Annotated in this window: 16 protein-coding genes; 5 read left to right on the plus strand and 11 right to left on the minus strand. The window is 71.6% G+C overall.

Annotated elements, in window-relative coordinates; translation table 11 throughout:
- Window positions 1-96: 96 nt before the first annotated feature.
- Window positions 97-417 (minus strand): ferredoxin, encoded by a 321-nt coding sequence (gene fdxA / locus DSC45_RS16560; RefSeq protein WP_119291577.1) that lies wholly within the window; start codon window positions 415-417, stop codon window positions 97-99.
- Window positions 418-558: 141 nt separating this feature from the next.
- On the opposite strand from fdxA, the gene DSC45_RS16565 reads away from it, so the two are divergent.
- Window positions 559-1,749 (plus strand): GNAT family N-acetyltransferase, encoded by a 1,191-nt coding sequence (locus DSC45_RS16565; RefSeq protein ID WP_119291579.1) that lies wholly within the window; start codon window positions 559-561, stop codon window positions 1,747-1,749.
- A gap of 17 nt (window positions 1,750-1,766) precedes the next feature.
- A complete protein-coding gene (locus tag DSC45_RS16570) occupies window positions 1,767-2,609 on the plus strand; it encodes a transglutaminase family protein (RefSeq protein WP_119291581.1) in 843 nt (280 codons plus the stop codon).
- A gap of 28 nt (window positions 2,610-2,637) precedes the next feature.
- Here DSC45_RS16570 and DSC45_RS16575 read toward each other — a convergent pair whose 3' ends face one another.
- Window positions 2,638-3,447, minus strand: a complete 810-nt coding sequence (locus tag DSC45_RS16575) for a helix-turn-helix transcriptional regulator (protein WP_119291583.1) — start codon at window positions 3,445-3,447, stop codon at window positions 2,638-2,640.
- Window positions 3,448-3,496: 49 nt separating this feature from the next.
- On the opposite strand from DSC45_RS16575, the gene DSC45_RS16580 reads away from it, so the two are divergent.
- Window positions 3,497-3,928: a DUF2000 domain-containing protein gene (locus tag DSC45_RS16580; RefSeq protein ID WP_119291584.1), complete on the plus strand. Its 432-nt coding sequence runs from the start codon at window positions 3,497-3,499 to the stop codon at window positions 3,926-3,928.
- 141 nt (window positions 3,929-4,069) lie between these two features.
- Here DSC45_RS16580 and DSC45_RS16585 read toward each other — a convergent pair whose 3' ends face one another.
- From DSC45_RS16585 to DSC45_RS16600, 4 genes are all read right to left on the minus strand, one after another.
- Window positions 4,070-6,217, minus strand: a complete 2,148-nt coding sequence (locus DSC45_RS16585; RefSeq protein ID WP_119291586.1) for a hypothetical protein — start codon at window positions 6,215-6,217, stop codon at window positions 4,070-4,072.
- A 141-nt stretch (window positions 6,218-6,358) separates the two neighbouring features.
- Entirely contained in the window at window positions 6,359-6,760 is a 402-nt protein-coding gene (locus DSC45_RS16590) for a DUF6113 family protein (RefSeq protein WP_119291588.1), read from the minus strand.
- Window positions 6,757-7,659 carry an N-acetyl-1-D-myo-inositol-2-amino-2-deoxy-alpha-D-glucopyranoside deacetylase gene (gene mshB / locus DSC45_RS16595; protein WP_119291590.1) on the minus strand — a complete coding sequence of 301 codons (903 nt, stop codon included), beginning with the start codon at window positions 7,657-7,659 and terminating at the stop codon, window positions 6,757-6,759. The genes DSC45_RS16590 and mshB overlap by 4 nt, the downstream gene beginning before the upstream one ends.
- Window positions 7,660-7,706: 47 nt before the next feature.
- Entirely contained in the window at window positions 7,707-7,901 is a 195-nt protein-coding gene (locus DSC45_RS16600; RefSeq protein WP_119291592.1) for a hypothetical protein, read from the minus strand.
- Between the two features lie 174 nt (window positions 7,902-8,075).
- On the opposite strand from DSC45_RS16600, the gene DSC45_RS16605 reads away from it, so the two are divergent.
- Complete coding sequence (locus DSC45_RS16605) at window positions 8,076-10,217, plus strand: S9 family peptidase (RefSeq protein WP_119291594.1); 2,142 nt, start codon at window positions 8,076-8,078, stop codon at window positions 10,215-10,217.
- 18 nt (window positions 10,218-10,235) lie between these two features.
- Here DSC45_RS16605 and DSC45_RS35750 read toward each other — a convergent pair whose 3' ends face one another.
- Window positions 10,236-11,291, minus strand: coding sequence for a hypothetical protein (locus tag DSC45_RS35750; RefSeq protein ID WP_162929245.1), 1,056 nt, complete (start codon window positions 11,289-11,291; stop codon window positions 10,236-10,238).
- Between the two features lie 172 nt (window positions 11,292-11,463).
- On the opposite strand from DSC45_RS35750, the gene DSC45_RS16615 reads away from it, so the two are divergent.
- Window positions 11,464-13,260 carry a serine/threonine-protein kinase gene (locus tag DSC45_RS16615; protein WP_240434668.1) on the plus strand — a complete coding sequence of 599 codons (1,797 nt, stop codon included), beginning with the start codon at window positions 11,464-11,466 and terminating at the stop codon, window positions 13,258-13,260.
- Window positions 13,261-13,389: 129 nt separating this feature from the next.
- Here DSC45_RS16615 and DSC45_RS16620 read toward each other — a convergent pair whose 3' ends face one another.
- From DSC45_RS16620 to DSC45_RS16635, 4 genes are read right to left on the minus strand one after another with little or no spacing between them, the layout of a single operon-like run.
- Window positions 13,390-14,502, minus strand: coding sequence for an ABC transporter ATP-binding protein (locus DSC45_RS16620; protein ID WP_205571349.1), 1,113 nt, complete (start codon window positions 14,500-14,502; stop codon window positions 13,390-13,392).
- Window positions 14,495-15,472, minus strand: coding sequence for an ABC transporter ATP-binding protein (locus DSC45_RS16625; RefSeq protein ID WP_119291868.1), 978 nt, complete (start codon window positions 15,470-15,472; stop codon window positions 14,495-14,497). Before DSC45_RS16625 ends, DSC45_RS16620 begins: the two co-directional genes overlap by 8 nt.
- Window positions 15,473-15,480: 8 nt before the next feature.
- Window positions 15,481-16,458, minus strand: a complete 978-nt coding sequence (locus DSC45_RS16630; RefSeq protein ID WP_119291598.1) for an ABC transporter permease — start codon at window positions 16,456-16,458, stop codon at window positions 15,481-15,483.
- A complete protein-coding gene (locus tag DSC45_RS16635; protein ID WP_119291600.1) occupies window positions 16,451-17,374 on the minus strand; it encodes an ABC transporter permease in 924 nt (307 codons plus the stop codon). Before DSC45_RS16635 ends, DSC45_RS16630 begins: the two co-directional genes overlap by 8 nt.
- Window positions 17,375-17,378 lie beyond the last annotated feature (4 nt).

Genomic DNA, 17,378 nt, shown 5'->3' on the forward strand with positions numbered 1-17,378 from the left:
GTCGCCGTCCGCGACGCGTCACCGCGCCGGCCGACGGCGCAAACGCCTCGGCCCCGTACGGCGGTGTGCCGTACGGGACCGGGGCGGCGGCCGCCGTTACTGGTTCTGCGGCGGCAGTGCGGCGATGAACGGGTGGTCGCGCTCGATCAGACCGAGCTTGCTCGCACCGCCCGGCGAACCGAGCTCGTCGAAGAACTCGACGTTCGCCTTGTAGTAGTCCTTCCACTCCTCCGGAGTGTCGTCCTCGTAGAAGATCGCCTCGACCGGGCAGACCGGCTCACAGGCACCACAGTCGACGCATTCGTCCGGGTGGATGTACAAGGACCGGGAGCCCTCGTAGATGCAGTCGACCGGGCACTCCTCGATACAGGCCTTGTCCTTCAGGTCGACACAAGGCTGCGCGATGACGTAGGTCACGCTGTCGTTCCTCCTCGATAGGGCGCTGGCGGGCCTCCTCAGGCCTCCGCCGCCTGGCGCGCGGGAGCGCGGCGTCGTCGATGCCCGCACCTAGTATCTCCGTTCCGGGGGATGATCCGAACAGGAGGGGCGGAGAGAGCCTTGGAAATCATCGGAGGCGGCCGCCTCGAAGTCCAGATTAACCCCGGTGACGTGGGAAAACGCGTCTCGGTGCGCCGCAGGTACGAAGACGGAAACAGCACGGATCGGTTCACGGACACGGTCGGGGTTCTCACATCCTGGACCGGCGGTGTGCTGCTCATCACACGGCGCACCGGAGAGGTCGTCCGGATCGAGGAGTCAACCCTGGTCGCGGGGAAGATCGTGCCGCCGGCTCCTGCCCGGCGACGTGGTCCGGCGGCGACCTTCGACGAGATGGCGCACGTGATGGCGCGCGCCTGGCAGCCGGTGGAGAGCGAACGGCTCGGCGACTGGGTGCTGCGGGCTGCTGCCGCTCCGCTTCCGGCAGGGGGCCCGCGGGTGGGAGACGCACCCCGCCGTGGCTTCACGCGGCGCGCGAACTCGCTGCTGCCGCTGGGCGACCCTGGCCTGCCGCTCGACGAGGCGCTGACGGCCACGCGCGCGTGGTACGCGTCGCGCGGGCTGCCTGCGTACGCCCAGCTGGCCACCCGCTCCGGGTCCCCGCGCGCGGGGACCGAGGGAGACGTCCAGGAGGCGCTCGTGGCGGGGTTCACGGCGCGCGGATGGACGCGGGAAGTGACGGCAGGGGTTCTGGTCGGCGCGCTCGCGCCGGTCGGGGACGTCGAGGGCGTACCGGTGGACACGGTACGGCTGTCGCGGAGCTGCGACGCGGACTGGCTGCGGCGGTACCAGCGGGCCGGTGAGCCGGGGCCTCATGTGCGGCAGGTGCTCGGCAGCGGGCCCTCGGTGTGGTTCGCGACGATCGACGGCGAGGGGGCCGTACCCGCGGCGATCGGCCGCTGTGTGGTGGACGGGCGGTGGGCCGGGTTCATGGCGGTCGAGGTGGATCCCGGTCGGCGGCGCGCGGGCCTCGGCACGGCTGTGATGGCCGCGCTCGCGCGGCGTGCGCTCGACGAGGGTGCGTCGGCCGCGTGGCTGCAGGTCGAGGAGGAGAACGCGGCAGCCCGGGCGCTGTACGGCGGCCTCGGCTTCACCGTCCATCACCGGTACAGCCACTTCCGTGCACCCGACGCTGCGGCGCTCCCACCGGACTTCACCGGCCACGCGCGCGTAGAGCCGGAGAACGGCCTCCACGCGCGCGTGGAGGCCGACGGCGTTCCGGGCTCCGACGACCGCTTCCGATCGCGTTGAGTGGGCACGAGGGACGTATGCGCCAGCCGATCCCCGAACGCCGGCGTCGGTTCGCCGACGAGGCCAGGGCCGAACGACCGGACCTGGCCCTGCTCTGCCTGCTGATCGGCGCCGAGGCCGACCCCGGTCTCGACGAGGCCGGCATCGACGCCGCCCAGATCGAGCTCGACCGGCTCGCCGGAATGCTGCCCTTCCAGCCGGGAGGACCGCACACCTGGGCGACGGCGCTCGCCGACCTCCTCGGCGGAGGCCACGGATTCCACGGCACACAGGGCGACTACCGACGCCTGGAGTCGTCTCTCCTGCACGAGGTGCTCCGGCGCCGCAGAGGGCTGCCGATCCTGCTGTCGGTGGTGTGGCTCGAGGTCGCCCGAAGGGCCGGTGCCTCGGTGTACGGGGTGGCTCTGCCCGGTCATTTCGTGGTCGGTTTCGGGCCGCCGGACACGGCGCCCGGCGAGCAGGTGCTGGCCGACCCGTTCGACGGCGGGCGGGTACTGGACGGCGGGGATGCCGAGCTTCTGGTGGCGGGCACCACCGGGGCCTCGCTCGAACCGTCGATGCTGCGGCCCGCCGATCCGCTGGAGACCGTGCTGCGGATCCTGAACAACATCCGCGCCTGGGCCGCCGGGCGACCCGAGCGTTCCGACGTCTCGCTGTGGGCCGTCGACCTGTCGCTGCTGCTGCCCTCGCACCCGGCCCGGCTGCGCCAGGAGCGGGCCCAACTCCTCGTACGGCGCGGCGAGTACCTCGAGGGAGCGGCCGAACTCGAGTCGTACGCCGAGGTGGTGGAGGTCGTGGATCCCAAGGCCGCGGACGATCTGCGCGCGCAGGCGCATGTGGCCAGGGCCATGCTCAACTGAGGTGCCGCCCCCGGGACTTCGGGAGGTGCTACGCGGCGCGGGTGCGGCGTCCGTCGAGGACGAAGCGGCCCGGCGTGACACCGACCGTCCGCTTGAAGTGCCGGGTGAAGTGCGCCTGGTCGAAGAAGCCGGCCGCCACCGCGGCCCGTCCCGACGGCATTCCGTCGAGCAGCAGCCGCCGGGCCCGGTCGACGCGACGGGACATCAGGTACTGGTGCGGGGCGATGCCGTACGCGCCGCTGAAGGCCCGTACGAGGTGGCTGGGGTGGGCGTGCAGGAGGCGGGCCGCCTCGTCGAGCGTGAGGCCCTCGGCCACGCGCGCGTCGAGCAGTTCGCGCAGGGCGCGGGCGAGGGGCGGACCGGCGGGCGGCGCTCCGGTAGTCAGGCGCGGCCGCAGATGGCCGCGGAGGCGGTCGCCGATGAGTACCAGGCGGCTCTCGGCCTCGAGTTCGTCGCCCGGCCGCGCGAGGGCGCCGTGCAACCGCGAGACATGGCGGCGCAGGAGCGGGTCGGCGAGGTCGGGGCGGTCGGCGGCCGGGCCGATGAAGCGGGCGTCGAGACGGCTCTCGTCGAGGTAGACGACCCGCTTGCGGAAGCCGCCCTCGGTGGCCGGTGAGCCGTTGTGCGGCACGTGCGGCGGGAGCAGGGTGACCGTGTCGTGCGGCGTGATGTGTTCGCCCGCCAGGTCGTAGCGGACCGCACCGGAGTCGACGATCAGGAGCGTCCAGGTGTCGTGCACGTGCATCGGGTACGCGTGCTCGGTGAAGCGGGCGTGGAAGACCTCCACCACACCGCTGACCGGCGGGCGCCACGCCTTGATCTCCTGACCTGCGGCCATGCAAAGAACGTACAAGACGTGGCCGGACCGGGCGGAGCAGTCTCGGGGTATGGAACACGAGATTGAGCCCGTCCGCTTCGATACCAAGATCGCCGTCCTGCTCCGCGACGACCTGGCCGTCTGGCAGCGTCTGAACGTCACCGCCTTCCTGGTCAGCGGTCTGGCGCGGGAGATCCCCGAACTCGTCGGGGAGCCGTACGCCGACGCCGACGACACCCCGTATCTGCCGATGTTCCGGCAGCCGGTGCTCGTCCTGGAGGGCGGCAAGGAACTGCTGACCACCGCGCACGGCCGGATCCTGTCGCGCGGGCTGCCGCGGACGGTGTTCACCTCCGACCTGTTCGCCACGGGGCACGATCGTGCCAATCGGGCGGCGGTACGGGCGGTGCCTCGCGATCAGCTCGATCTGGTGGGAATCGCGGTGCATGGGCCGCGGAACGGGGTGGACAAGGCGCTCAAGGGTGCGCGTATGCATCCGTGAATCGAGCCCGTCCGGCGCTCGTGGGACGAGACCGGCAGGCCGCTGCCCGGGGCTCCCGTCGGCGCCTTCGGGCGCTGCCACGGCCCCCGCTCCTCGTTCCCCTGAGGGGCTCGAGGAGCGGGGGCGACGACCAGTTCCCGTTCAGTTCCCGTTCGTCTGGATCGTGCCGATCCGGTCCGCTGCCGTGGTGCCACGCAGCGCTTCGCGCAGTGCGCCGGCGACCTCCTGCCAGCTGACCGGCTTCTTGCTGCCGTCTCCCTTGGTGACGGTGACCCCGTCGAACGTCGTGCCGTAGAGCTTCTTGAGGGCTACCGGGTCGAACTTCTCGACCAGCTTGCCCTCGGAGGTCGGCACCACGGTGAGGAACTTGTAGATCGACTTCTCGGGGCTGAACGACACCGAGTGCGCGGGGTCGGTCTGCACCGTGACGAGACCGGACATCGCCGGCTCGGCGAACGACTTCATCATCCGGTCGACCTCGGCCTTGGAGACCTTGGGGCTGGCCGAGGACACCGGCAGCTGCACCGGCTTGCTCTCGCCGGTCTCCAACTGGGACCGGTACGCCTCCTCGACGGCGGTGATCGAGCCCTGCGGGTTGAGGCGCTTGCCGGTCTTCCCGTACACCGGAACGGCCTTGCCCGGCTGGAACTTGATGGTTCCCTCGGCGGCGCTTCCCGAGGTTCCGGCGACCCGGCCGAGCGCGTCGGCCAGCTTCTCCTCGTCCGTCGGGATCTCGGGCTCCACCTCGCGCTCGCCGCCGAAGAGCGAGCCGATCACGGACACCGGGTTGTAGTCGCTGCTGGCCGCGTTGCGCACGGTGGCCTGGTAGTTCAGGGACAGACCGGCCTTCTCGGGCTTGAGTGCGGCCTCGTCGCCGTCGACGTTCAGCCGGACGTCCTGGGTGGCGCGCTTGCCGAGCGCCGCGTCCAGCTTCTTGACGGCCGCGTCGTGCGTGCCGCCGCCGATGTCGACGCCGAGGACCGTGGTGCCCTTCGGTACGTCCGAGTGGTTCATCAGGAGCCCGGCGCCGTACGCGAGCACGAGGACGGTGAAGACGCCCGCGCCGGCCAGAACCAGCTTGTTGCGGCCGCGCTTGGCCGGCGCGGCGGGCCGGCTCCCGGCGGCGGGCGGCGGGCCCTGCTGCTGCGGCGGCTCGGGCAGCACGGGCGGGGTGTGCGGGGTGTGGGGCGCCGCGGGTCCGCCGGCGAACGGGCCGCCGGGGCCCGACTGCTGGCCGGGGCCCTGACCGGTGGGCACCACGGGGATGCCGCTGTTGAGGGTGTCGCCCGAGACGTGCCCGCCGCCGGGCACCGGGCCGCCGGGGCCGGGCTTCTGCGGAGTGAGGACGGCGGTGTCGTCGCTCATCCGCGGCGGCTCGGCGTCGCCCTGCTGCCGGAAACCGGGCGGCAGGACGAGCCCGTCGCCGGTGGCGGGGCCGGTGGTCGGCCCACTCGGCGGTACGGGAGGACCGCCCGCGGCGGGCGGCCGCGGGCCGGCGGCTCCCGGACGCCCGGGCCCGGGCGAACCGGTGGGCGGCGCACCGCCGTTGCCCCAGGGACCGGCGCCGGTGCTCGGGGCGGGCGAACCGGTGGCGGGAGTCTGCGGACCGCCCGGAGGGGTCGGGCGCGCACCCGGAGCGCCGGGGCCGGACCCGGGCGTACCCGGAGCGCCGGAGGAGCCTGACCGCGGGCCGCCGGGGCGCGGACCACCCGCGGGCGTACCCGCGGCAGGCGTGCCACCCGCCGGAGTGCCGGAGGCGGCAGGACCCGACGACGGGCCGCGCGATGGTGGACCGCCGGACGTACCGGCGGTACCGGCCGCACCGGGACCCGGAGTACCGGCCGGCGGGCCGCCGGGCTTCTTCGCCCCGCCACGCGATTTGCGCGGGGCGAACCAGTCGCTGGTGGCCTGCTCCTCCGGTTCGGAGCGCTCGGGCGCCGGCTCGGCAGCGGGCGCGGCGGGCGGAGTGGGCGCGGACCCGTTCGGTCCGGCCGGCTCGGAGCCGCCCCTGGGGAGCGGCGAGGATTCGCCGGACGCCTCGCCCTCGTTCACCGGGGTGCGCATGACGAGCGGCGGGATGGGGCGGGATCCGGGGATGTTGATCCGGACCCTGGTGGTCAGCGTGGTCTGCGTCTCGGGCTCGTCCGACTGCTTGTCGGTTCCCGGCCGCTCCGCGTCTGCACCGGCTTCCGGACCGCCGTCGGTTCCGTACGGCGGCGTACCCGAGGGGTAGGCGGCTCCGCCGCGCCCCTTGGGCCCGGAGGACGAACTGTCAGTTTCACGACTCAAGGCAGGTTCTCCCGATCGGCTCCGCCGCCCGTCTTGTCCGTGCGCGGGCAGCTCGGCGGCGCGCACCACCATACTGGCCGTCCCGGGGCGTCATCCGCTGACTGCGTCAAAGACGAACAAGCCCCGGTCCGAACTGGTACGTCACCTGCCAAGTCGGGTGGCGGACCTGTCCGGTTGCTGCACGGAGCCGACCGTGGCACAGATCACAGCGAGCGTGATTCCACCCAAAAGGTAGACATACGAGCCGAGTCCGGCAGCGAAGACGAAGTCGCCCTCGGAACGGCTCGAGGTCAGCAGCAGCACGGTCAGGAGCCAGCCGCCCCCCGGAGCGAGCGCCCCACTCTTGCCGCCGGTCAGCCTGGAGCCGCCGTGGAACAGACCGGCGGCGCCGAGGAGCGCGAGCAGCAACCCGCCCGGGAACAGGCCGCCTTGGACCAGTGCACCGGCGAGACCGGCGAGTGCACCGGCGATGAAGAGGGCTACCAGCAGGGCGATGCGGCCGGGGCGCAGCGGTTCGCCGATCGATCTTTCGGATGTACTCACAGGGACGTCACCACTCCTGCGAACAGATCCGTCTCGCGTTCGCCGTCGGGGGCGCCCGGATTCCCGCGCGCCAGCTCGTAGTACTCGATGTCGAAGAGGGGCTGCGCCCGGTGGTTGGAGAGCGCGAACCAGGGGCCCTCGACCGCCACCTGCGTGGCGTGCGCGGCCATCGCGGCCGCCTTCGCCGGGGCCGCGGCCCGGCCGTCGATCTCGGTGGTGATCACCGCGTCGTCGACGAGTCCGGGTACGTCGTCGGGCTCGGCCGCCTCGTCGAAGGGCAGCTCGTCGAGTGCGCCCGCGCGCAGTGCGGCGAAGCGTTCGTCGGCCACGGAGCGGGGCACGCGGTTCCAGTAGACCTTGGCGACGGTGTGCGGTTCACCGAGGTCGCGGCGGAAGGCCGCCTCGGTCGCGAGGTCGGCGGCGCGCATCGCGACCCGGTGGGCCTGGATGTGGTCGGGGTGCCCGTAGCCGCCGTGCGGGTCGTAGGTGACCAGGACCTGGGGGCGGAGCTCGCGGATCACCGCGACCAGGAGGGCGGCGGCCTCGTCCACGTCGGCGGCCCAGAAGGCGCCGGGGCGGTCGTTGGTGGCGAGACCCGTCATCCCGGAGTCGTGGAAGCGGCCCGGGCCGCCGAGGAACCGGTGGTCGGTGACGCCGAGTTCCTTCATGGCGGCGGTCAGTTCGCCGATCCGGTGGGCGCCGAGAGTGCCCTCCCGGTCGGCGGTGAGATGGGCCAGGTCCGGCGGGATCACCTCGCCCTCCTCGCCGAGGGTGCAGGTGACGAGCGCGACGTGGGCGCCTTCGGAGGCGTACTTGGCCATCGTCGCGCCATTGTTGATCGACTCGTCGTCGGGGTGCGCGTGCACCAGGAGCAGACGGCGGTCCGCCAGTTCGGTCATGGCTCAAGCCTACGAGGCCGAAGGGGCACCGCCGGCCGCAGCCGGGGTCAGAACTTGATGCCGCCGATCATGCCCGCGACGTTGGTGGTCAGTTCGTTGATGGTCGGCGCCACCGAGGAGCTGGCGAGGTAGAAGCCGAGCAGCACACACACGATCGCGTGTCCCGCCTTGAGCCCCGACTTCCTGATCAACAGGAAGACGATCACCGCAAAGAGCACCACCGCCGAAATCGACAGTGCCACAGCGGTTCACCTCCAAGAATTCGCATGACCCACACGAACGGACACAGGGAAGCGCCGGGAAGCTGTAACGACCGCCCAGCGCTACCGAATCATAACTTTCCGTGCCCGGGCTCGGCATCGGAGCATGGCAGCACGAGGGGCGCATGCGGCCCCTCGGATCAGTAGCCTCGAACCATGACCACCGGACAGCAGAGCTTCCCCCGCCGGCATGCCCGCACCCAGCGCTTCTCGCTCGGGGCTCCCAGGGCGTTCACCGTGTCCCCGGACGGCGCACGTGTGGCCTTCCTCCGTTCCGGCTCGGGCACCGATCGGGCCAACGTCCTCCGGGTCCTTGATCTTGAAGCGTCGTCGGGCGAGGAGCGGGTGGCCGCCGACCCCGCGGCCCTGCTCGCCGGCGCGGGCGAGCAGCTGTCCGCGGCGGAACGCGCGCGGCGCGAGCGCACCCGCGAGGGCGGCGGCGGGATCGTCGGCTACGCCACCGACACGGCCGTGGAACTGGCCGCCTTCGCCCTGTCGGGCCGCCTGTTCACCGCCGGTCTGTGTGACGGCACCACACGTGAACTGCGGGTTCCGGGACCGGTGATCGACCCGCGCCCCTCCCCCGACGGCCGCCACATCGCCTACGTCGCCCGGGGCGCGCTGCGCGTCACGGATGCCGAAGGCATGGACGACCGGGCGCTGGCGACGCCGGAGTCCGAGCAAGTCGCCTACGGCATCGCGGAGTTCATCGCGGCGGAGGAGATGGGCCGCTACCGGGGCTTTTGGTGGTCCCCCGACTCCGACCGGCTCCTCGCGGCCCGGGTGGACGACTCCCCCGTACGCCGTTGGTGGATCGCCGACCCCGCGCACCCGGACCGCGAACCGGCGCGGGTCGCCTACCCCTCGGCCGGTACGGACAACGCGGAGGTACGGCTGTGCCTGCTCGGGCTCGACGGCGCGCGCGTGGAGGTCGAGTGGGACCGGGCGCGCTATCCGTATCTGGCCCGGGTGCACTGGTCGGCATCCGGTGCACCGCTGCTGCTCGTCCAGTCGCGGGACCAGCGCAGTCAGCTGTATCTGGCGGTGGACCCGGCGGACGGGTCGACGCGGATGGTGCACGCGGACGAGGACCCGGACTGGCTGGAGCTGCTGCCGGGCGTACCGGCCTGGTCGCCGTCGGGACAGCTGGTACGGATCGCCGACGAGGGAGGCGCACGTGTGCTCTCGGTGGGTGAACGGCCGCTGACCGGAGCCCAGTTGCAGGTGCGGGCCGTGCTCGACATCAGCGACGACGATGTGCTGATCGCCGCTTCCGCGGGCGCCGAAGCGGCCGCGCCGGAGACCGGCGAGATCCATGTGTACCGGGTCAACGAGCTGGGCCTGGAGCGGATCTCGCAGGAACCCGGTGTGCACTCGGCGGTCCGCTCGGGCTCGGTCACGGTGCTGGTCTCGGCGCTGCCCGGGCAGCCTGGGACGCAGGTGCAGGTGCTGCGGGACGGCAAGCAGACAGCTCTCGTCCCGTCGTACGCGGAACTTCCGGGTATCACCCCGCGCGTGACGCTGACCGAGGCGGGCGCACGGCGCATCCCGTGCGCCGTCCTGCTCCCCTCGCACTACCAGGAGGGCGACGGGCCGCTGCCCGTGCTGCTCGATCCGTACGGCGGACCGCACCACGCGCGCGTGCTGGCGGCGCACAATCCGTATCTTTCCTCGCAGTGGTTCGCCGACCAGGGTTTCGCCGTGGTGATCGCGGACGGGCGAGGGACGCCCGGGCGAACTCCCGCCTGGGAGAAGGCGATCAAGGACGATCTCGCCTCGGTGGTGCTCGACGACCAGGTGGCGGCGCTGCAGGCGCTCGCCGATGCCTTCCCGCTCGATCTGTCCCGGGTCGCGATCCGCGGCTGGTCGTTCGGCGGCTATCTCGCGGGGCTCGCGGCGCTGCGGCGGCCCGACGTCTTCCATGCGGCGATCGTGGGCGCACCGGTCACCGACCAGCGGCTGTACGACACCCACTACACCGAGCGGTACCTCGGCGATCCGCATGAGCAGCCCGCGGTGTACGCGGCGAACTCGCTGGTCACCGATGACGGGTTGAGCGGTGCGGTGGAGCCGGCCCGGCCGATGATGATCGTGCACGGTCTCGCGGACGACAACGTGGTGATGGCGCACACGCTGCGGCTCTCCTCGGCCCTGCTCGCCGCCGGGCGGCCGCACGAGGTGCTGCCGCTGTCCGGGGTGACGCACATGACTCCGCAGGAGCAGGTGGCGGAGAACCTGCTGCGGCTGCAGGTGGACTTCTTGCGGCGCGCGCTGTCCCTGGAGCCCGCCGGGGTGTGAGCCGCGGCGGAGTGCGTACTACCGCGGCGGCCCGTAGGGCGACGGCGGCGGGTCGTACGGCGGCCGTGGGTCGTACGGGGCGGGCGGTTCGTAGGCGTAGGTGGAGCCGTGGCTCGGGCCGCCGTAGGGAGGATGTTCGCCTCGCTGGGAGAGGGCGACGAGCACGATCGCACCCGCCGCCGCGTACAACACGGCACTCGACAGGTGGAGTTGGGTCAGCAGCGGCGCGTCGGTGATGCTGTCGAAGGCGTCGGTCTTGACCGCCGCGCTGATGTCGAGGACGCCCCACACGAGGACCGCCGTGGCCGCCGTCATGCCGAGCGGGCGGCTGAACGTCGCGTGGCTCAGGGCGGCGACGGCCGCCACCAGGGCGATCAGGACGAGCGCGGCGGCGGACCAGGCGGACGGGGTGGAGAGCAGGGTGAGGACCGCGTTCCGGCCGCCGGTGAGCCGGCTCTCGTACACGTCCCAGCCGTACTCCTCGAGCCGGTAGATCTCCCAGGAGGCGCGGACCAGGGCTGCGGCGCCGAGGAAGATGAACGCGGTCGCCGCGGCGCCGTTGGACGGCCGGGCCGCCGCCGCCTCCTGAGGGGGCGGCGGGTAGCCGTGGCTCGTCAGCCGGGCAGGTGGCCGCCAGCCCCACAGGGCGAGACCGATCAGGGTGAGGGCGAGCGCGATCTGCGCACCGGCGCTCCACAGGGCCTGGCCGCGCAGGTCCTCGGAACCCCACAGGCGGGTCCAGTCGGAAGTCAGGATCCACAGCGACGGCAGCCGCAGCGCGACGGTCAGGATCCCGGCCGCGACGAACGCGGGGGCGGCGGCCGGTGAGCGCAGCGCCGTGAACGCGACCGCGGCACACACCGGGAACAGCATCAGATCGGTGAGTCCGGTGACCCACAGCTCCTGTCCGGAGAAGCCGGCCGGCAGCCCGGCCCACATCCACCACAGACGGCTGGGGCCGTCCGCCTTGGCGAGATCACGGACGATCCAGCCCACCGAGATGAGCGCGACAAGTGCGCAGGCGACGGTTCCGGAGATCCGTGCCCCGCGGGTGAGTATCTGCGGCTGCCCCATGAGGACCTGATCCTCCCGCCGGGAGGACCATTGAACAAGAGGGTGCTCCGGAGCACCCGTACGCCGGCACCCCGGCCGCCCGGCGGGTGCGACGGCCCCCGGCCGACGGCATCGGCGAGCCGGACGCGAGGATGTCCGTTCCGGGCGCCGACCGAGACGACGAGGGGGAGCAGTGCAGGAACTCACCGCTGAGGATCCGCGGGAGATCTCCGGGTACGAGCTGAAGGGGCGCCTCGGCGCCGGCGGGATGGGCGTGGTGTACCTGTCGCACACCCGCGGAGGGCAACCGGTCGCCCTCAAGGTGGTGCGCCGGGAGTACGCCGAGAACCCCGAGTTCCGGCGGCGGTTCGCCCGGGAGGTGCAGGCCGCCAGGCGGGTGCACGGCACCTACACGACCCCGGTGGTGGACAGCGACACCGAGGCCGCGCAGCCGTGGCTGGCCAGTGCCTATGTGCCGGGCCCGGCACTCGCGGACGCGGTGACCGAACACGGCCCGCTCGCACCCCCGGTGGCGCTGTCCCTGGTGGCGGGGATCGCGGAAGCGCTGGCGTCCATCCACGGTGTGGGCGTCGTGCATCGGGATCTGAAGCCGAGCAATGTCCTGCTCGCGGCGGACGGACCGCGCGTCATCGACTTCGGCATCGCCCGCGCGGCGGACACCACGGCGCTCACCGGGACCGACGTCCGGCTCGGCACGCCCGCGTACATGGCGCCCGAGCAGGTGACGGGGGCCGCGCTGGCGGGTCCGGAGATCGATGTGTTCGCGCTCGGCATGGTCGCCCACTTCGCGGCCACCGGTGGGCACGCCTTCGGCGAGGGCGACGGACACGCGATCCTCTACCGGATCGTGGCGCAGGAGCCCGAACCGGGCGACTGCCCGCCCGAGTTGCTGCCGATCGTGACGGCCTGCCTGGCGAAGGACCCGGCCGAGCGGCCCACTCCGGCTCAGGTCATCGAGTTGTGCCGGGCGGGCGGGATGTCTTTCGCCCGTGAGGCGGGTTGGTGGCTGCCGGCCACGGCTGCCGGTGGGGCGGGAGCCGGCGCCCCACCGGCTCCGGCGGCCGAACGGCCCGTGCCCTCGGCCACGCCCGCACCCGACCCCCGAGCCGACGCCTGGCCCGCGCCCGGACGGCCGGGTCCCCTGCGCCCGGTCACCGACGCGCCACCGCCTGCCGAAGCCGTGGCTCCGGTACCGGTCGGGGCGGTCCCGGCCGGCCCTCACCCGCACACGGCAGTGCCGACGCCCGCGGTGCCCTCCGGAGCGGCGCACGACGGCCCGCCCCGCCGCCGTCAGTCCGTCGTCCTCATCGCGGCGGTGCTCGCCGCCCTCCTCATCGGCGCCGGCGCCACATACCTGGTGACCAGGAACGGTGACGACAAGCAGGCGGACGCCGGCACCGGCGGCGGGGAGTCCGGGGGCAAGGGCTCCGGCGGCGACGGTTCCGACAAGGGCGGCAGCGGCGGCTCCGGTAACCTGAAGCTCGCCGAATCCGACAAGCGCATGGTGATCCGCCCGCCCGCCGAACGGGGCGAAGCGTTCTCCGCCTGCTCCGGCGCGGACAGCGTCCTCGTCGACCTCGACACTCTGGCGATGGCCACCACGAACCACGGCAGTTACCAGGCGGACGGCAAGCACCTCGAATACATGAACTGCGGCAAGGACGGCACCGCGGAGAACAGCGGCCTGCATCTCGTCGACAACATGGGCCTGATGGGCAGGACCACCGAACGGAACATCGGCGCCGCCGACTGCCGCGACACCGCACGGGAGTCCACCCTGCCCAACCCGGTCACCATCGCGCAGATCCAGGACGACTCGGTGCTCAAGAAGGACACCGGCATCTGCTTCGAGACCGCGGAGAAGAGCGTCGTCCTGATGTGGATCGACCGCATCGACAAGTCCCCGGACAATCACGACCTCAGCAGCTACGTGGTGACGGCGACCCGCTGGAAGCCGGCCGCTTCCTGAGGCGGAACGGCCGGCCGGCCGGAGTGACATGGCGTTCTCCGGCCGGCCCACACGGCACCCGCACGGCCGTACGCGGAACAGCGTGCCAAGGGCGTGTCTCGGGGGCGCGTCGGGTGCGTTGCCCGGACGTTAAGGCGTCGAGGGCCGACCGTCGCCGCCGTCGTCCGTGCCGTCCCCCGCCACGATCTGCTTCTCCTCGGCGAAGTGGCAGGCCGACGGGTGGTCGGTGGCTGCGCCGGTGTCGCGGAAGAACGACGGCACGGTCAGCAGGGGTTCCTCCTGCGCGCAGCGCTCCTGCGCCTTCCAGCAGCGGGTGCGGAAGCGGCAGCCCGAGGGCGGGTTGGCCGGGGACGGCACGTCTCCGGTCAGGATGATCCGCTCCCGCCCCTCCCGCGCGTCCGGGTCGGGTACGGGCACGGCGGACAGCAGCGCCTGGGTGTACGGGTGCGTCGGGTGCTCGTAGATCTGGGTGTCCGTGCCGATCTCGACGATGCGGCCGAGGTACATCACCCCGACCCGGTCGGAGATGTGCCGCACGATCGACAGGTCGTGCGCGATGAAGAGATAGGACAGGCTGAACTCGTCCTGCAGACGCTCCATCAGGTTGATGACCTGTGCCTGTACGGACACGTCGAGCGCCGAGACCGGTTCGTCCGCGACGATGATCTCGGGGCGCAGGGCGAGGCCGCGGGCGATGCCGATGCGCTGGCGCTGGCCGCCGGAGAACTGGTGCGGATAGCGGTTGATGTACTCCGGGTTGAGCCCCACCACGTCCAGGAGTTCCTGGACGTGTCGCCGGCGCGAGCCCTTCGGGGCCACGTCCGGGTGGATCTCGTACGGTTCGCCGATGATGTCGCCGACGGTCATCCGGGGGTTCAGGGATGTGTAGGGGTCCTGGAACACCATCTGGATGTTGCGGCGTACGGCTCTCAGGGCGCGGCCGGAGAGCCGGCTGATGTCGTCGCCCTTGTAGAAGATCTCGCCCGCGGTCGGACGTTCCAGGTTGACCAGGAGTTTGGCGACGGTGGACTTTCCGCAGCCGGATTCGCCGACGATCCCCAGGGTCTCGCCCTGGTGCAGCGTGAAGTCGACGCCGTCGACGGCCTTGACCGCACCGATCTGCCGCTTGATCACGATGCCCTGGGTGAGCGGGAAGTGTTTGACCAGGCCGCGTACTTCGAGGATCGGTTCGCCCGCCGGGACCGGCGCCGCGTCTCTCGCTTCCTCGGTGAGCTCAGGCATCGCGCAGCGTCTCCTTCCAGAAGTGGCAGGCGCTCTGGCGGTCCTCGGAGACCGTCGCGAGCGGGGGCACATCGGTGCGACAGACGTCCTGGGCCCGTGGGCAGCGCGGGTTGAAGGCACAACCGGGCGGGATGGCCGTCAGGTTGGGCGGCAGCCCCTTGATCGCGTACAGCTCGTGGCCCTTCTGGTCGAGCCGCGGGATCGAGTCGAGCAGGCCCTTGGTGTACGGATGGGCGGGCGCCTTGTAGATGTCGTGCACCGGGGCCGACTCGACGATGCGGCCCGCGTACATCACGGCGATCTTGTCGGCGACGTCCGCGACCACGCCGAGGTCGTGGGTGATGAGGATCAGGCCCATGTTCAGTTCGCGCTGGAGTTCCGCGAGGAGGTCCATGACCTGGGCCTGCACGGTGACGTCGAGAGCGGTGGTGGGCTCGTCGGCGATGATCAGGGCGGGTTCGAGCGCGAGTGCCATCGCGATCATGATGCGCTGGCGCATACCGCCGGAGAACTGGTGCGGGTACTGGCCGATGCGTTCCTTCGCGGCCGGGATCCGTACGCGGTCCATGAGTTCGAGGGCCTTGGCCCGCGCGTCCTTCTTCGACATGCCGCGGTGCACGGTGAACATCTCGCCGAGCTGGTCGCCGACGCTGAGCACCGGGTTGAGCGACGACAGCGCGTCCTGGAAGATCATCGCCATCTCGGCGCCGCGGACCTTGCGCCGTTCCTCCTCCTTGAGCCGGAGGAGGTCGCGGCCCTGGAAGTTGATCTCGCCGGCGGTGATCTTCCCGGGCGGGATGTCGAGGATGCCCATGATGGCCTGCGCGGTGACGGACTTGCCGGAGCCGGACTCACCGAGCACGGCCAGGGTCTCGCCGGGTTCGACGGAGTACGTGACGCCGTTGACCGCCTTGGCGACGCCGTCCCTGGTGCGGAATTCCACGTGCAGATCGCGTACGTCGAGCAACATCGCGTCGGTCACCTCAGCTTGGGGTCGAGGGCGTCGCGCACCGCGTCGCCGAGCATGATGAAGGCGAGCACGGTGATGCTCAGCGCACCCGCGGGCCACAGGAGCATGTGCGGGGCGTTGCGGATGGACTGGGCGGCGTTGGAGATGTCGATGCCCCAGGACACGGTGGGCGGCCGGAGCCCGACACCGAGGAACGACAGGGTGGCCTCGAGTGCGATGTAGGTACCGAGCGCGATGGTCGCGACGACGATCACCGGGGCGACGGCGTTGGGCGTCACATGGCGCAGCAGCATGCGGGAGTTGCTCGCACCGAGGGCACGCGCGGCCTGCACGTAGTCGTTCTGTTTGGCGGTGATCACCGATCCTCGGGCGATACGGGAGATCTGCGGCCAGCCGAGCAGCACGATGAATCCGACCACCGGCCACACGGTGGTGGAGGTGACGACGGACAGCAGCACCAGGCCGCCGAGGATGATCGGGATGCCGAAGAAGATGTCGGCGATACGCGAGAGCAGCGCGTCCCACCAGCCGCCGAAGAACCCGGCGAGGCCGCCGAGCACGCTGCCGAGCAGCGCGGCACCGACGGTCGCACAGACGCCGACGGTGATGGAGGCGCGCGCCCCGTGCACGGTGCGGGTGTAGACGTCGCAGCCCTGGGTGTCGAAGCCGAAGGGGTGGCCGGGTGCGGACCCCTCCTCGGACTTGGCCAGATCGCACTTGAGCGGGTCGCCGCTCGCGATCAGCTGCGGCCAGATGGCGATCAGCACCAGGAAGACGATGAGCAGCGCGGAGACGATGAAGATCGGGTTGCGGCGCAGCTGGTGCCAGGCGTCGGACCACAGGCTGCGTGCCTTGGCCTCGGCTCCGGTGCCTGCCGGCCCTCCGGGCGTGCTCTGCAGGGACTCGGCCTCGTTCATGGCGAGGTCCATGGCTCCGCCACCGCCGGTCGGTGCCATGGCTTGCTTCGGGTCGTGCTGCTCAGGCATATCGGATCCTCGGGTCGAGCACCGCGTACAGGAGGTCGACGAGCAGGTTGGCGAGCAGGAAGACGATCACGAGGATGGTCACGAAGCCGACGACGGTCGGTGCGTTGTTGCGCAGAATGCCCTGGTAGATCTGGAAGCCGACGCCATGGATGTTGAAGATCTTCTCGGTGACGATGGCGCCGCCCATCAGGGACCCGATGTCGGTGCCGACGAAGGTGATGACCGGGATCAGCGAATTCCTCAGCAGGTGGCGGGTGATGACGCGGCGCCGGGGCAGTCCCTTGGCGACGGCGGTTCGCACGTAGTCGGCGCGTACGTTCTCCGCGATGGAGGTCCGGGTCAGGCGGGTGACGTACGCGAGGGAGACCAGGGCGAGCACGATGCCGGGCAGGATCAGCTCGCCGAACGGGGCGTCGGTGGACACCGTCGGCCGGATCACACCCCACTTCACACCGAACAGGAACTGCAGCACGTAGCCGGTCACGAAGGTCGGCACCGAGATGACGATCAGCGTGAGGATCAGCACGCTGCTGTCGACGGCACGCCCGCGGCGCAGTCCGCTGACGACGCCGAGCGTGACGCCCACGATCAGCTCGATGACGATCGCCACGATGGTCAGACGGAGCGTCACCGGGTAGGCGGAGGCCAGGAGTTCGGTGACCTTCTGGCCGTTGAACGCCGTACCGAAGTCGCCCTGGAAGATCTGCCCCATGTAGTGCAGGTACTGCTTCCACAGCGGCTGATCGAGGTACAGGTCGTGCCGGATGCGGGCGGCGGTGGCGGGGTCCGGGGCCTTGTCGCCGAAGAGCGCGGCCACCGGGTCACCGAGCGCGTACACCATGAAGAAGATCAGGAACGTACTGCCGATGAACACCGGGATCATCTGGAGCAGCCGCCGGATCACATACCGTCCCATGAGG

This window comes from Streptomyces sp. YIM 130001 (genome assembly GCF_003574445.1).
Classification (GTDB): Bacteria; Actinomycetota; Actinomycetes; order Streptomycetales; family Streptomycetaceae; genus Streptomyces.

What these genes read in the sequence shown, in the direction of transcription:
- DSC45_RS16570 (WP_119291581.1), top strand. Translation starts at nt 1,767, where the DNA reads ATGCGCCAGCCGATCCCCGAACGCCGGCGTCGGTTCGCCGACGAGGCC.
- DSC45_RS16575 (WP_119291583.1), bottom strand. Translation starts at nt 3,447, where the DNA reads ATGGCCGCAGGTCAGGAGATCAAGGCGTGGCGCCCGCCGGTCAGCGGT.
- DSC45_RS16580 (WP_119291584.1), top strand. Translation starts at nt 3,497, where the DNA reads ATGGAACACGAGATTGAGCCCGTCCGCTTCGATACCAAGATCGCCGTC.
- mshB (WP_119291590.1), bottom strand. Translation starts at nt 7,659, where the DNA reads ATGACCGAACTGGCGGACCGCCGTCTGCTCCTGGTGCACGCGCACCCC.
- DSC45_RS16605 (WP_119291594.1), top strand. Translation starts at nt 8,076, where the DNA reads ATGACCACCGGACAGCAGAGCTTCCCCCGCCGGCATGCCCGCACCCAG.
- DSC45_RS35750 (WP_162929245.1), bottom strand. Translation starts at nt 11,291, where the DNA reads ATGGGGCAGCCGCAGATACTCACCCGCGGGGCACGGATCTCCGGAACC.
- DSC45_RS16620 (WP_205571349.1), bottom strand. Translation starts at nt 14,502, where the DNA reads ATGCCTGAGCTCACCGAGGAAGCGAGAGACGCGGCGCCGGTCCCGGCG.
- DSC45_RS16625 (WP_119291868.1), bottom strand. Translation starts at nt 15,472, where the DNA reads ATGTTGCTCGACGTACGCGATCTGCACGTGGAATTCCGCACCAGGGAC.
- DSC45_RS16630 (WP_119291598.1), bottom strand. Translation starts at nt 16,458, where the DNA reads ATGCCTGAGCAGCACGACCCGAAGCAAGCCATGGCACCGACCGGCGGT.
- DSC45_RS16635 (WP_119291600.1), bottom strand. Translation starts at nt 17,374, where the DNA reads ATGGGACGGTATGTGATCCGGCGGCTGCTCCAGATGATCCCGGTGTTC.